This window comes from Dyadobacter sp. CY327, from assembly GCF_021390415.1.
GTDB classification, from domain to species: domain Bacteria; phylum Bacteroidota; class Bacteroidia; order Cytophagales; family Spirosomataceae; genus Dyadobacter; species Dyadobacter chenhuakuii.
This window is the reverse complement of the sequence record NZ_JAJUXJ010000001.1, coordinates 26,703-39,825: the sequence shown is the minus strand read 5'-3', so window position 1 is coordinate 39,825 and position 13,123 is coordinate 26,703. Positions and strand designations below refer to the sequence as shown.

Genomic DNA, 13,123 nt, shown 5'->3' with positions numbered 1-13,123 from the left:
TGAAGATGGAAACTGAAGAAATTGTAAATCGGGTTGCGGTTAGTGGCATTGTTTCACTGGATTTGGAAGAATTGTATCATCCTGGCGAACGCGTTTTATACGATATCAAAGACAATTTGTGGCAGGGAATGATCCTTAAAGAAAAGGACTTCCGTGAATTCCTGAAGGCGCACGACTGGACCCAATATCAGGGTAAGAATGTGGCGATCATTTGTTCGGAAGATGCCATTGTGCCTACCTGGGCTTATATGTTGCTGGCTGTGCAAATGGAGCCTTATGCGAATGCGGTTATTTTTGGCGATCTGAATGCTTTGGAAGACAAATTGTTTGCTGACGCCATCCGTAAGCTTGATATTAGCGAATTTAAAGGCAAAAGGGTTGTTGTGAAAGGTTGCAGCAAGGTTAATGTTCCGATTTCGGCTTACGTTGAAATCAGCCGGTTGCTCAAACCAATCGTTCAAAGCCTGATGTTCGGGGAGCCCTGCAGCACGGTTCCTCTTTATAAAAAGCCTAAATCTTCCATTTCTTCCTCCATTGCCTGATCGCACTCGGGTTTCAATAATTTGAATGTCATGCGGTGATACGGGCATGGGCCGTGCAGGCCGATCGCTTTCCGGTGGTGAATGGTCGGGTAACCTACATTCGTTTCCCAGCCGTAATGCGGGAACTGGCCCGAAAGTCTGGACATGAGCTCGTCCCTGTAATTCTTTGCCAAGACCGAAGCGGCTGCAATGGAAAAGTAATGTGCGTCGCCTTTAATAATGCAGGTGTGCGGGATCATCGGGTAAGGCGTGAAACGGTTGCCGTCTACGAGCAAATGTTCGGGTTTTGTGTGCATCTTATCCACTGCCCGGTGCATAGCCAGAAAACTGGCTTTCAGTATATTAATCCTGTCAATTTCCAAATTATCGACCTCTGCGACGGCCCAGCAAATGGCTTCGCGGATGATGTCTTTTTCGAGTTCGAGGCGCTGAATTTTGGTCAATTGCTTGGAATCGGTGAGATAGGAATGCGTAAAATCTCTTGGTAAAATTACCGCTGCGGCCACCACCGGGCCAGCCAGACAACCTCTGCCCACCTCGTCCAGTCCAGCCTCAATCGCGTCAGAATTGTAATATGCTTTCAGCATTAATCTTCAAGGATATTTGCCATAAATGTACTCTTTGTCCCGATTGCAATCAGCAGGAACAACACTGCCCAATATAAATAAATCCGGTAAAAATCGGTTACGTCGCGTGAAACCACGTCGCGGGATTTAACCTTTTCCAGCTGATCGATTTGTTTAAAAACGCCTGCGAGCGCGCTGTTATCGGAAGCACGAAAATATTTCCCATTTCCCAAACCTGCAATATTTTTCAGCTCTGTTTCATCTACTAACGCATTCGAAACCCCTGCACTGTCTGTACGCGTTGATTTTTTTTGCTTACCCACCGAAATCGTGTAAACCTTCACCCCAAATGCATGCGCTAATTGCGCAGACGTTGCCGGCCCGAGATTTCCGGACGTGTTATCGCCATCGCTGATTAGGATCGCCACTTTGCTTTCTCCCGGCGTTTCGCGCATCCGGTTTACAGCAACAGCAAGCGCACTGCCGATCGCGGTTCCCGCAGTAGGCACCATAGCAGGACTTATTTCATCCAAAAACCCGTAAAGAAGCTCATAATCAGTTGTTAAGGGACAAAGGGAAACGGCTTCTCCTGCAAAAACAATCAACCCGATGCGATCCTGCAAACGCCCTTTAATAAATTCCCTCGCAACCAGCTTGGCGGCTTCTAGTCGGTTCGGGCTCAAATCTTTTTCCATCATGGAATCCGAAATGTCCAGCAACAGCATAATGTCAATCCCTTCCGAATATTGATCTGTTCTTTCCGAAATCACTTGCGGCCGGGCTAATGCGACCAGAATGAGGCAAATGCCGAGTCCCACGGAAACGGGCTGCACAAAGCGCAGCAATGTTTGCCAATCCCGCGCGCCTCTTACCGGGCTGTACGTGATTACCAGACGCTGCTTGTGCTTCCGGTGCAGCGCATTGCGGAGCCAGAAAAGGATCGGTACGAAAGGCAACAGATATAAAAAATACGGATACACCCATTCGTAAGACCGAAAGACCTCATAACCAAACCATTTCAATGAAAACCACTTTTCCATAAGTCAGATCAGGCGATGGGGCTGTCGAGGATGAATCTTCTTTTGTTGCGGTAAATCCGCGTCGCGCCGCTTTTAAGGACCTCGAGCGATTCGGCCATGTTTTTGGAAATCACTTGTCCGTATATAATGCTGTCCATGTTTTTCAATGCTTCGGCCAGTGCTTCGTCAGGCATGTTGTCCACGATTTCACGCGTTGTATAGGTTGCAAAAGGCTTTTTTTCCAATCGTTCCAAATAGTTTTTCCAAACGATAATGGCCTTTTCTGCGTCCTTAATATTGTTTTTTTCCCTGGCATTCCGCATCAGACGGTTGAATGAGCGCACATATTCCAGATGCCGCCGCTGCAACTTGATGAGCTGCCATTGTTTATAAATATCCTGTCCAAAAACCCAGTAAATGCTGCCTACAACGCCAATAATGAGTGCAATGCTGCCTAATAAAATAGAAAAGTTAAACTCACTGCTCAGTGGCAAAAGCGAGGTTTCGGGTACGAGCTTTGCCGTTTTCATCGCTTCAACAACATTGCTTTTGATTAGAAAAACAGAATCAGGTTTTGTAAAAACAGCCGTACAATCTTTCTTATTAAAAACATAAACAGGCATTTTCAAGGATTGCGAACGCGCTACGTCGAAGGAAATGAGCTGGTAAACCGCGCTGTCCAGACTGCCCCGGTCGTCTGTGCTGGATGTGAATGCTCTTTTGGAAATGATTTCAAAAGGCGAGAAATCATATAAGGTGTCCGGGAAAAAAATCTCTGTTTTGGGATCGTGGCGGACGCTTAATGAGAAATAAACGGGCTTGCCTACTTCAATGCTGTCGTTCAGGAAAAGGCCCAACGGCTTTATTTTTTGACCAAAACCTGCTGTTGGCAAGAGGTTAAGGAGCAAAAACAGGGTGAAAGACGCTATGACGGATCTGACCATTTTACGACGAAGAACTGCTTTTCGTATAACGTCTCACCTTGAACAAATGGATCAGCGCAGGCACATAATCTTCCTGGGTGTTGATGGAAATATAATCCGCGCGGTTTTGGTGGCAGAGCCTTTCGAGTTCGGAACTTCGCTTGCTGAACCGGCTCGCCATTTCCTCCTTATACTGCTTGGACGACGTGTTGACCCAAACCGTGCTCTGCTTTTCGGCATCATATAAAGGAATAATTCCCAATCCCGGCAAATTTACTTCTCTCGAATCGTACAAATGAATGACGATCAAATCGTGCTTACGGGCTAATGCTTTGAGGTTATGCTGGTAATTATTGTCGATGAAATCCGAGATCAGAAATATCAGGCTTCGTCTTTTAACAACATTTAACGTTACCAGAATTGCCTCCGCAATGTTGGTTTTTCCGGATTCCGGAACGAGTTTGTAAAGCTCCGAAATCACGCCATAACCATGCTTCATGCCATCTGAAGGACGAATGTAGCGCTCATTTTTATCCGAAAAACAAAGCAAACCAACCCGCGACGCTTCCTGAATGGCTGATAATGTGAGCACGCCGCAAATCTCTTTGGCAATGTCAATTTTCAACTTTTTGAGCTCTCCTACTTGCTGTGAGGCACTTACATCAAGCATGAAGAAGGCCGTCTGCTCTTTGTCTTCCTTGAAAATTTTAACGAATGTTCCGTGTCCTTTGGCAGAAGTGTTCCAGTCGATGGCGCGGACATCGTCGCCGTATTGGTAAAGCCGCAGGTCGTCAAATTCAAGACCTGAGCCTTTGAAAACGGAGTGAAAATTGCCGTAACGCTCGCTGGTCACCGCTTTCCGCATGCGGATTTCATACTTTCTTAGCTTTCCAAGAAACTGTTCAAACATTAGTTTTGCGAAAAAATTATCACCTTTGCTACCCGGCGTATCTAAACAAAGATATACATTTTGCGTTTTATGAGGTGTCCGACAGTTAATTTCCCGAACGGATTGATCCACTTTTTGCTTGCTATGCTGCTTTTTACAAGCTGTGTAAGTGACGAAAAGCCGCCCAAGGACACATTGAGCGAGGAGGAAATGGCAAAGATCCTGACAGACATCCATCTGGCCGAGTCGCGGATCAACCGCTTGCAGCTGAGATCGCTGGATTCGTCGCTGATGATCTTCAACAAGCTCAAAAGCGATATTTGGAAAAAACACAAAGTGGACACCGTGGCTTACCGCAAAAGCTACGATTATTACATGACCCGCCCGGAAACGATGACGCGGATCTATGAAAAAGTGAACAAGAATGTGGAGATCCGGGAGAAAACAAATAATATTAAGCTCTGAAAATCACACATTTAATTTAACCCTATCACCAGTTGTGAATAACAGTATTGTAGTAATCCCTACCTACAACGAGATTGAAAATGTCGAGGCAATCATACGAAAAGTATTTAGCTTAAGTCAGCCATTTCACGTGCTTATCATCGACGACGGCTCGCCCGACGGCACTGCGGCTGTGGTGAAAGAGCTCATGAAAACGTATGAAGGTCAACTTCACCTGGTTGAAAGAAAGGGAAAATTAGGATTGGGAACAGCCTACATTCACGGCTTCAAATGGGCCATGGAGCGCGGTTACGAGTATATTTTTGAAATGGATGCGGATTTTTCTCATCCGCCGGAAGATTTGATCCGCCTGCATCACGCATGCGCCGTGGAAGGTCACGACGTGGCGATAGGTTCGCGTTACATTACGGGGGTTAATGTGGTTAACTGGCCCATTAACAGGGTGTTAATGTCCTATTTTGCAGGATATTATGTGAGAATGATCACAGGAATGCAGATCATGGACCCGACTGCCGGGTTCATCTGCTACACGAGCAAAGTTTTGAAAACCATCAACCTGGACAACATTCGCTTCATCGGTTATGCCTTCCAGATTGAGATGAAATTCAATTCCTGGAAATACGGTTTCGACATTGTGGAAGTGCCCATCATTTTCACAGACAGGACCAAAGGCGCTTCCAAAATGTCAAAAGGCATTTTTAAGGAAGCGATCCTTGGCGTGATAACATTGAAAGTCAACAGCTTTTTTAAGCGTTATATCCCGCATGGCCAAGTTCAGAAATAGCCAGCCAGGACATTAATCCGGTTGAAATTTCCAATGCGCTTTCGTCAATGTCAAATGTAGGCGTGTGCACGCCGGAAATGATTCCGCGTTCTTCATTGCGGGTTCCTAATCTGTAAAAACACGAATCCACAACTTGCGAATAGAATGCGAAATCCTCGCCAGCCATCCAAAGATCGAGGTCAATAACGTTTTCAGCTCCCATGTAATCTGTGGCTGAATTTCTGACGCGTCTGGTAAGCTCAGGATGGTTTTTCAGGAATGGATAGCCGTGTACAATTTCAAATTCGCAGCTTCCGCCCATGGCTTCGGCGATGTTCTCAGCCATTTTTTTCATTCTTTTCAAACCATCTGCCCGCCATTCTTCATCCATGCAACGCCACGTTCCCTGAATGGTCACTTCGTTTGGAATCACATTGGTAACGCCGTCGGCAATAAACCTTCCAAAAGAAAGCACGGCTGGATTTGCAGGATTTCTATTCCGACTAATAATCTGCTGCAACGCAACAATGATATGCGAAGCCATTAAAACCGGATCCACCAATTGATGCGGAGCCGCTGCGTGGCCGCCTTTTCCTCTTACAGTTAAATAAAGTTCGTCGGTGCTGGCCATGTACATGCCTTCGCGGAAGCCAATTTTTCCAACCGGAACGTTCGGTGCAACGTGCTGGCCGACCATACTTGCTGGTTTCGGGTTTTCCAAAACACCTTCTTTGATCATTAACGAAGCTCCACCCGGCGCTTTTTCCTCGGCAGGCTGAAAAACCAGCTTAATTGTTCCTTCAAATTCTTCCTTTAATTGATTCAAAATCCTCGCCGTTCCCAGCAAAGAAGAAGTGTGCACATCGTGTCCGCAAGCATGCATTACGCCCGGAACGGTTGATTTGTAAGGAACATCATTAGCCTCAAAGATCGGCAGCGCATCCATATCTGCACGCAGGCCAACCACACGTTTTTCAGGATTCCTGCCTTCAATGATCGCCACAACGCCCGTTCCGGCAACGCCTTCTTCGGGTTGTAAGCCAATGGCCTTCAGTTCAGCAGCAACATATTTCGCCGTTTTATATTCTTCAAAAGACAATTCGGGATTGCTGTGCAAATGACGGCGGTGCGCTATAATGTCGGCGGATTGATCTTTGGCGAGGGCTTTTATTTTTTCTTGCAGCTGAGACATAATTCAATTAAAATCTATTCTGAGAGACTGATATCGATACAAATCATTCAAAGGTAACAATAAATATTGTGCAGCCCTTTTGCTAATAAGCGGCTTGATATTGAATGTTGTTCAAAAGAAAAAAGTAATTTTGACCAGATATATATCAATCAGCCAAGCACAAATGAATCAAAAGGAATTTCTAGAATCGTTGGTTTGTCCGCTTACAGGAACCGCACTAACAATCGCAGAAGACGGAAAATCACTGAAAAGTGAAGACGGAACAATATATGAAGTTGGCGATACGGGCATTGTTAACATGCTTTATCCCAAAGAGTTGTTGCCAGAAGATGCGCGTGAGCAATATTTATACGACCAAGCGTTCCTTCGCTACGACAAAGGCGTATCCTGGGTTTTTGAAACATTGAACCATTCCGACGAAGCATCGACAAGAAAATTCTTCATCGACCTGATGGAATTGAAACCTGGCATGAAAGCATTGGAAGTTGGTGCCGGAACGGGTAAAGACTCATCATTGATTTTAGACCGCGTAAGACCAGGCGGAACAGCAGTTCTATCCGATCTTTCTCCTAATATGTTGAAGCTAGCACAAGAAAAACTCTCAACGGAGGACGTTAATGTGCATTATTTCCTTGGAAACGGTTCTTATCTGCCATTCCCTGATGATACTTTTGACGCTGTTTTCCATTTCGGAGGCATTAATACATTTTCTGAAAGAAAACGTGCATTTGATGAGCTTACCCGTGTGGTTCGCCCGGGTGGAAAAGTGGTTGTGGGTGACGAAAGCATTGCGCCTTGGTTGCGGAACACGCCTACTTACGCTACATTATTAAAAGCCAACCCGCTCTTCCGTGCCGAAGTGCCTTTGGAAGACGTTCCTGCGAACATTGAGAATTTCAAGTTACATTATGTGTTTGGAAATGCTTTTTATGTGATGGAATACAGGGTTACCGCGAAGGCTCCGGAAGTGGACATTGACCTGCCGATCCCGGGCAAAGATTTCGTGGATAACTGGCGTTTGCGCGCTGAAAAGGCGGTTGATTAATCAATAACATTATCATTTCATGTGGGTTAAAAAAGGAGTTATATATAAGCCGGACGGAACATTGCCGCACAGTTTGTCGCACGCGCAGGTTCCGTTTGCATATAAGCACGAAGATTTTTTACGCATATATTTTTCGTCAAGAGACAAAGACGGCCAATCGCGCCCGACGTTCATCGATGTAGATTACGACGATCCCAAAAAGATCCTTTACATCCACGATAAGCCGATTTTAGAACTTGGTGGACCGGGTGAATATGACGAAACCGGCGCGATGCCTTCCTGGTTTGTAAACCGTCCGAATGGCGACATCTGGCTTTATTACACCGGCTGGAACCGCACCTGGAATTCTTACCGACTTTCCATGGGACTCGCAGTGAGCACCGACGGCGGCATATCATTCAAAAAAATGTTTGTAGGCCCGATCATGGACCGCAGCATTCAAAACCCGCTTTGGGCAGCACAGCCTTCGGTAATGATTGATGAGGATGGCACCTGGCGGATGTGGTATATTTCCGGCCACAAATGTGAATACATTCACGATTATCCCGAGCCTTTTTACAGAGGTCAGTCTGCTACGAGCAAAGACGGGATTCATTGGGATATCAGCGACATTCCAGCGCTTGATTTTGACGATTTTTTGCATGCAGTTGGCCGTCCGAGCGTTTTTAAAGAGGATGGGATTTACAAAATGTACTATTCTTACCGTCACACGCGTGACTATCGGACGGATCGTAACCAGAGTTACAGACTGGGTTATGCGGAATCATTGGATGGCACGAATTGGGAGCGGAAGGATAATTTGGTAGGAATTGCGAAATCGGATAATCCGGAGGATTTTGATTACCAAATGATCGATTATGCCAATTTTTACCAGCATAACGGCAAGAAATATCTGCTTTACAATGGCAATGGCTTTGGCGCTGCCGGATTTGCGTATGCAGTCTGGGAGGACTAAGATCTTATTAAAAGGCGGCAAAAGTCATTTATTTGATTTCAATAGAAACATAAATTTGAGAACTTATTCAGAGCCGGTTACATTATCTGACTGATTAGGTTCTCAATTTTTTTCAAACCACATAAAGTGTCATACAATGAGCACACTTCAAGAGCAATTCAATAATGACGGTTATGTCCTTTTAAGAGATTTTTTGGACAAAGACGTTGTCAATAACATTTACACGGACGCCCGAAAAATATTCGCTACCCAAATCAAGCACGTCACTGGCAAAACGCCGGATATCGACAACCGCGACGAGTTTGAGAATGCAATGTTTGAGTTTTTTGAAAAAGACTTCAATGCATTCGTCAACACAGGCAAAACCGTTCAGCATACATTCTCGCTGCACAGACTGGGCCTTGATCCGAAGATTGAAGACATTCTAAAACAAGTTGGTCTTTCCAGCCCGATCATCGGCGCACGCGCTGCGATGCAATTCAACAGCCGTTTCTTGTCAAAAGACGGCAGCAAACACTGGAAACTCGACGCACACCAAGACTGGCGCACAGGCCAGGGCTCATTGGACAGCACCGTAATCTGGTTCCCAATGGTTGACGCCGGCGCGGACATTGGTGCTTTGCAAGTGATTCCAGGCAGCCACAAAATCGGTTTGCAGGAATCAAATACATCCGGTTACCAAGGCGGGATCACAGCCACATTAAAGGAAGAAGATTTCGTTCAAACCGAATTCAAAGTAGGTGACATCCTCGTCTTCTCCGCATTCCTGATCCACCAATCCGGCAACAACATTACCAACAACATCCGCTGGTCTGTACAGCTCCGCTACAACAACCTCGACGAGCCAACATTCATAGAAAGAGGCTATCCGATGGCATACATTTACAAGCCAGAAACTGAGTTGGTAACGCCTAATTTTCCAAGCGTGGAGCAATTGAAAGAGGTTTTTAGCTAAGATTTAGCTTTGACCTTTTATGAAACACACACAATATTTCTTGTTTACAAGAGAACGAAGCGATCGTCAGGGGATAAAAGATGAATGGATTGAACAAGTGTTTCATTTTCCGGAAAAAGAGGAAATTCAGGCGGACGGTCGGATAAGGCGCTGGGCAAAAATCGAGGAGAACCAAAAATATTTACGCATTGTTCTGCTCGACGACGGTGAAACCGTCCACAACGCCTTTTTCGACCGCTCATTTAAAACCGAAAACTAGTTATGGATATCAGGTATTTTCAAGACACGGATACGCTTTTACTGGTTTTTAATCAGAATGAGGTTGTATCGACTGATGATGTAAATGAGAATATGCTGGTCGATCTGGATGTGAACGGGAATCCTGTTTCTCTGACCATTGAGCATGCTCAGCATATGACAAATGTGCATGGATTATCCTTCCAGCAGATCAGCCAAGGTTCTGTTAAACAACTCGTTAATATCTAGTTCCCGTTGAAACTTTCCGTTTGCGTTCCTACATATAATCATGAGCGATACATTGGGCAGATGCTTGATGGTGCTTTGATGCAGGTTACGGATTTTGAGTTTGAGATTGTGATTGGGGATGATGCTTCTACGGATGCGACGCCTGCGATCATTCGCGAATATCAAGAGAAGAATCCGGGACGGATTCGGGCTTTTTTACATTCGGAGAACCAGGGACCCAAGGAGCCGCGGGAGTTTGCTGGGCGGAATAATGTGCTGCAATTGCTGAAAGCTTGCAAAGGCGAATATGTGGCCATGTGCGAGGGCGATGATTACTGGACTGATCCGCTGAAATTACAGAAGCAAGTTGATTTTCTGGATGCTAATCCGGATTTTGCTATATCCCACCATAATGTTCTGGTGACCTACGAAGACGGGTCGCCAGAACATTTTTTTAATGCCCCTGATCAGAAGGCTGTTTCAACCATTGAGGACATTCTGGAAGATAAATGGTTTATGGCCACCGCAAGCTGGGTTTACAGAAATCATTTTCTGCAAAATAACTTTGCGGATTGGCATGCAAAAGCCGCGGCCGGCGATTGGGCTGTGATCATCCAATTGGCTGCGCAGGGTAAGATTGGCTATTTTCCCGAGCCTATGGGCGTTTATCGCAAGCATAGCGCGGGGTTGAGTAATGTTCATGCCAACACGAATCAAAAGTTTTGGCAGAACCGGCGGGATATGTTTGAAAATGTTGGTAAATGGCTGGGCAACAGATATGATGGGGTGATCTCAAAGACATTGGCGCGCTACGACGAGCAACTATCCTTATTTGAAAAAATTGGCAGTTAGAATTAATAATCTTTAATTTGTACTGTTTTCAACAATTGCAATCCATGAAGCTAAGCGTCGTAATACCAGCATATAATGAGGAGGAATCAATTACACACACTCTGACATCCCTGCACCAAACATTAAATAAATACAATATTCCTCACGAAATATGCGTCACAAACGATAATTCCAAAGACGGAACACTTCGTGTACTGGACGAGCTTTCACTTCAAATTCCAACATTAGTTTACTACACAAATCCCGGCCCCAATGGCTTCGGGTATGCAGTAAGATATGGTTTAGAGCGTTTTAAAGGAGATTGCGTGGCCGTGTTTATGGCCGATATGTCAGATGATCCTGAGGATTTGGTAAAATATTATTACAAAATGCTCGATGGCGATTACGACTGCGTTTTTGGATCGCGTTGGGAAAAGGGTGGAAAGGTCATTGACTATCCTGCATTGAAAAAAGTCATCAACCGCGTTGCCAATTTTATTGTAAAAGTGGTGATGGGGATCAAATACAATGATACGACCAACGCATTTAAGCTTTATAAAAGAGAAACCATTGAAGGCATTAAGCCATTTTTAGCTCCACATTTTAACCTTACCATTGAACTTCCATTAAAAGCAATGGTGCGCGGTTACAATTATGCCGTTGTCCCAAATAGCTGGACAAACCGAAAATACGGTGAATCTAAGCTGAAAATTAAGGAAATGGGAAGCCGCTATTTCTTTATCTTAATGTATTGCCTTATCGAAAAATACTTCTCGCAAGGCGATTTTATGAAGAAATCCACTGCGCCTAAAAAGGAAGTCAGCCGCTAATAGTATCATTACTTGCAAATTGACCGGGAGTTACCTTAATCCGCCGGCCGTCAGCATCACTTTCTTGAACATTTACTTAATCCATTCCTGGACGAATGTCATTTTGTGCGCAATGTAGGAAATGGCGAGTCCCCAGATGATCGCGCTTGCGGACATCCACAGGAAAATAGCCGGACGCGGTACTTTGAAGGCGACGGCGAGGATGGGACCGAAAAGCGGCGTAAATAATGGTGGCGTCAGAAATGCGATGCCGATGATCCCAAAACGTTTCCAGATATTGACCGCAATGCGATTGGTCCGGCTGAACTTTTTTGGCGGTGTTTTTCTGCGTTTTTTGATAAAATCCTGAATCGCGCCGCCTACATATGTAAGTACGAACACGCTGAACATCATGCCGATAGCCGAGCAAATAGCAGTTTCAAGCCACGTTAGTTTCAGGACAACCCCTGCGATGGGCCCTCCGAAAAATTTGAGCGTACTGGCAAGGGCAACTGAGAAATATTTTAGTAGGGTGGTTTTCATTTAAACTTTTACCTGTATCAGTTCTGAAGCAAAACGCCTTGTCGCCTCATTGGTTTGAACGTAGTCATAATACGTCGGGGCGGAAATGTAGGACATTTTGGCAAGGCTTTCAATGATCAGGTCCGAAATATCCAGAAATCCGATCTTATCCTGAAGAAACGCTTCTACCGCAATTTCATTGGCTGCATTGATAATACAAGCTGCATTTCCGCCTTTTTCCAAAACTTCATAAGCAATGGCGAGATTCCTGAAAGTGCCCAGATCGGGCTTTTCGAAGGTTAAGGAAGGGTAATCCATAAAATTAAACCTCGGAAAAGTCGATTTCAGACGCGCCGGATAACGCAATGCATACTGAATTGGCAATTTCATATCGGGCAAGCCCATTTGTGCCTTAATGCTGCCATCCTCAAATTGCACAAGCGAGTGCACAATGCTTTGCGGGTGAACGATGACGTCTATTTGTGAAGCTTCAAGATCAAATAGCCATTTGGCCTCGATCACTTCCAGGCCTTTGTTCATGAGCGTGGCCGAATCAATCGTGATCTTGGCGCCCATGCTCCAATTGGGATGCTTTAATGCTTGTGCCTTGGTAACATTAGCCAAAAACGCCCGATCCTTGCCGCGGAAAGGACCGCCCGAAGCCGTTAGTATGATCTTTTCAATCTTGTTTTCCTCTTCCCCAACCAGACATTGAAAAATGGCAGAATGCTCGGAATCGACCGGGTAAATCTTTACGCCGTATTGTTTGGCTAGTGCGGTAATAAGCTCGCCGGCCACAACAAGTGTTTCTTTGTTTGCTAATGCAATGTCCTTTCCAGCCTTAATGGCGTGAATGGTAGGCAAAAGTCCGGCATAACCCACCATCGCCGTAAGCACCGTGTCAATTTCTTCCGATTCCACGACGGAAACCAGTGCTTCGATGCCGCTGTAAACCTTTATATTGAATGCGGAAAGAGCTGATTTAACCTTATCAAAATGCTTTTCATTTCCGATAACGACCTCTTTGGGCAGAAATTTCGCTGCCTGCTTAATCAGCAGATCCGCATTATCCTGGGCAGTAAGAACGGCTACCGAAAAAATCTCGGGATTCACCTCAATCACTTCCAGCGCCTGCGTCCCGATCGAACCTGTTGATCCAAGAATTGCTATATTTTTTTTCAT

17 protein-coding genes are annotated in these 13,123 nt (G+C 45.2%); 10 read left to right on the top strand and 7 right to left on the bottom strand.

Annotation, left to right across the window (positions count from 1 at the left end; genetic code table 11):
• The first annotated feature begins 5 nt into the window (after nt 1-5).
• A complete protein-coding gene (locus tag LZG74_RS00215) occupies nt 6-542 on the top strand; it encodes a DUF2480 family protein (RefSeq protein WP_233796318.1) in 537 nt (178 codons plus the stop codon).
• Here the strand turns inward: LZG74_RS00215 and LZG74_RS00210 are convergent.
• Genes LZG74_RS00210 through LZG74_RS00195 form a run of 4 tightly spaced genes read right to left on the bottom strand, consistent with a single transcriptional unit; the run spans nt 500 to nt 3,960 of the window.
• A complete protein-coding gene (locus tag LZG74_RS00210; RefSeq protein ID WP_233794665.1) occupies nt 500-1,129 on the bottom strand; it encodes a ribonuclease HII in 630 nt (209 codons plus the stop codon). The genes LZG74_RS00215 and LZG74_RS00210 overlap by 43 nt on opposite strands.
• Nucleotides 1,129-2,148 carry a VWA domain-containing protein gene (locus LZG74_RS00205; RefSeq protein WP_233794664.1) on the bottom strand — a complete coding sequence of 340 codons (1,020 nt, stop codon included), beginning with the start codon at nt 2,146-2,148 and terminating at the stop codon, nt 1,129-1,131. The genes LZG74_RS00210 and LZG74_RS00205 overlap by 1 nt, the downstream gene beginning before the upstream one ends.
• 8 nt (nt 2,149-2,156) lie before the next feature.
• Nucleotides 2,157-3,071 (bottom strand): hypothetical protein, encoded by a 915-nt coding sequence (locus LZG74_RS00200; RefSeq protein WP_233794663.1) that lies wholly within the window; start codon nt 3,069-3,071, stop codon nt 2,157-2,159.
• A 1-nt stretch (nt 3,072) separates the two neighbouring features.
• Complete coding sequence (locus tag LZG74_RS00195) at nt 3,073-3,960, bottom strand: DUF58 domain-containing protein (RefSeq protein ID WP_233794662.1); 888 nt, start codon at nt 3,958-3,960, stop codon at nt 3,073-3,075.
• A 69-nt stretch (nt 3,961-4,029) separates the two neighbouring features.
• Between LZG74_RS00195 and LZG74_RS00190 the strand changes: the two genes are divergently transcribed.
• The gene (locus LZG74_RS00190; protein WP_233794661.1) at nt 4,030-4,404 is read left to right on the top strand and encodes a DUF4296 domain-containing protein; all 375 of its coding nucleotides are present in this window, start codon (nt 4,030-4,032) and stop codon (nt 4,402-4,404) included.
• Between the two features lie 34 nt (nt 4,405-4,438).
• Complete coding sequence (locus LZG74_RS00185) at nt 4,439-5,188, top strand: polyprenol monophosphomannose synthase (RefSeq protein WP_233794660.1); 750 nt, start codon at nt 4,439-4,441, stop codon at nt 5,186-5,188.
• Here the strand turns inward: LZG74_RS00185 and LZG74_RS00180 are convergent.
• Complete coding sequence (locus tag LZG74_RS00180) at nt 5,151-6,359, bottom strand: M20 family metallopeptidase (RefSeq protein WP_233794659.1); 1,209 nt, start codon at nt 6,357-6,359, stop codon at nt 5,151-5,153. The genes LZG74_RS00185 and LZG74_RS00180 overlap by 38 nt on opposite strands.
• Nucleotides 6,360-6,522: 163 nt before the next feature.
• Here LZG74_RS00180 and LZG74_RS00175 point away from each other — a divergent pair, with 163 nt between their 5' ends.
• The 7 genes from LZG74_RS00175 to LZG74_RS00145 all read left to right on the top strand — a co-directional run bounded on the left by LZG74_RS00175 (nt 6,523) and on the right by LZG74_RS00145 (nt 11,440).
• The gene (locus LZG74_RS00175) at nt 6,523-7,404 is read left to right on the top strand and encodes a class I SAM-dependent methyltransferase (protein WP_233794658.1); all 882 of its coding nucleotides are present in this window, start codon (nt 6,523-6,525) and stop codon (nt 7,402-7,404) included.
• 19 nt (nt 7,405-7,423) lie between these two features.
• Complete coding sequence (locus LZG74_RS00170) at nt 7,424-8,359, top strand: hypothetical protein (RefSeq protein ID WP_233794657.1); 936 nt, start codon at nt 7,424-7,426, stop codon at nt 8,357-8,359.
• Between the two features lie 136 nt (nt 8,360-8,495).
• A complete protein-coding gene (locus tag LZG74_RS00165) occupies nt 8,496-9,314 on the top strand; it encodes a phytanoyl-CoA dioxygenase family protein (RefSeq protein ID WP_233794656.1) in 819 nt (272 codons plus the stop codon).
• Between the two features lie 19 nt (nt 9,315-9,333).
• The gene (locus tag LZG74_RS00160; RefSeq protein WP_233794655.1) at nt 9,334-9,573 is read left to right on the top strand and encodes a hypothetical protein; all 240 of its coding nucleotides are present in this window, start codon (nt 9,334-9,336) and stop codon (nt 9,571-9,573) included.
• Between the two features lie 2 nt (nt 9,574-9,575).
• Nucleotides 9,576-9,800, top strand: a complete 225-nt coding sequence (locus LZG74_RS00155) for a DUF2283 domain-containing protein (protein WP_233794654.1) — start codon at nt 9,576-9,578, stop codon at nt 9,798-9,800.
• Between the two features lie 6 nt (nt 9,801-9,806).
• Nucleotides 9,807-10,631 (top strand): glycosyltransferase, encoded by an 825-nt coding sequence (locus tag LZG74_RS00150; RefSeq protein ID WP_233794653.1) that lies wholly within the window; start codon nt 9,807-9,809, stop codon nt 10,629-10,631.
• A gap of 44 nt (nt 10,632-10,675) precedes the next feature.
• Nucleotides 10,676-11,440, top strand: coding sequence for a glycosyltransferase family 2 protein (locus LZG74_RS00145; protein WP_026629631.1), 765 nt, complete (start codon nt 10,676-10,678; stop codon nt 11,438-11,440).
• Between the two features lie 72 nt (nt 11,441-11,512).
• Here LZG74_RS00145 and LZG74_RS00140 read toward each other — a convergent pair whose 3' ends face one another.
• Entirely contained in the window at nt 11,513-11,962 is a 450-nt protein-coding gene (locus tag LZG74_RS00140; RefSeq protein ID WP_233794652.1) for a hypothetical protein, read from the bottom strand.
• A complete protein-coding gene (locus LZG74_RS00135) occupies nt 11,963-13,123 on the bottom strand; it encodes a 1-deoxy-D-xylulose-5-phosphate reductoisomerase (RefSeq protein ID WP_233794651.1) in 1,161 nt (386 codons plus the stop codon).

What these genes read in the sequence shown, in the direction of transcription:
- LZG74_RS00160 (WP_233794655.1), top strand. Translation starts at nt 9,334, where the DNA reads ATGAAACACACACAATATTTCTTGTTTACAAGAGAACGAAGCGATCGT.
- LZG74_RS00145 (WP_026629631.1), top strand. Translation starts at nt 10,676, where the DNA reads ATGAAGCTAAGCGTCGTAATACCAGCATATAATGAGGAGGAATCAATT.
- LZG74_RS00200 (WP_233794663.1), bottom strand. Translation starts at nt 3,071, where the DNA reads ATGGTCAGATCCGTCATAGCGTCTTTCACCCTGTTTTTGCTCCTTAAC.
- LZG74_RS00165 (WP_233794656.1), top strand. Translation starts at nt 8,496, where the DNA reads ATGAGCACACTTCAAGAGCAATTCAATAATGACGGTTATGTCCTTTTA.
- LZG74_RS00155 (WP_233794654.1), top strand. Translation starts at nt 9,576, where the DNA reads ATGGATATCAGGTATTTTCAAGACACGGATACGCTTTTACTGGTTTTT.
- LZG74_RS00175 (WP_233794658.1), top strand. Translation starts at nt 6,523, where the DNA reads ATGAATCAAAAGGAATTTCTAGAATCGTTGGTTTGTCCGCTTACAGGA.
- LZG74_RS00190 (WP_233794661.1), top strand. Translation starts at nt 4,030, where the DNA reads ATGAGGTGTCCGACAGTTAATTTCCCGAACGGATTGATCCACTTTTTG.
- LZG74_RS00180 (WP_233794659.1), bottom strand. Translation starts at nt 6,359, where the DNA reads ATGTCTCAGCTGCAAGAAAAAATAAAAGCCCTCGCCAAAGATCAATCC.
- LZG74_RS00135 (WP_233794651.1), bottom strand. Translation starts at nt 13,123, where the DNA reads ATGAAAAAAAATATAGCAATTCTTGGATCAACAGGTTCGATCGGGACG.
- LZG74_RS00210 (WP_233794665.1), bottom strand. Translation starts at nt 1,129, where the DNA reads ATGCTGAAAGCATATTACAATTCTGACGCGATTGAGGCTGGACTGGAC.
- LZG74_RS00215 (WP_233796318.1), top strand. Translation starts at nt 6, where the DNA reads ATGGAAACTGAAGAAATTGTAAATCGGGTTGCGGTTAGTGGCATTGTT.
- LZG74_RS00205 (WP_233794664.1), bottom strand. Translation starts at nt 2,148, where the DNA reads ATGGAAAAGTGGTTTTCATTGAAATGGTTTGGTTATGAGGTCTTTCGG.
- LZG74_RS00140 (WP_233794652.1), bottom strand. Translation starts at nt 11,962, where the DNA reads ATGAAAACCACCCTACTAAAATATTTCTCAGTTGCCCTTGCCAGTACG.
- LZG74_RS00170 (WP_233794657.1), top strand. Translation starts at nt 7,424, where the DNA reads ATGTGGGTTAAAAAAGGAGTTATATATAAGCCGGACGGAACATTGCCG.
- LZG74_RS00195 (WP_233794662.1), bottom strand. Translation starts at nt 3,960, where the DNA reads ATGTTTGAACAGTTTCTTGGAAAGCTAAGAAAGTATGAAATCCGCATG.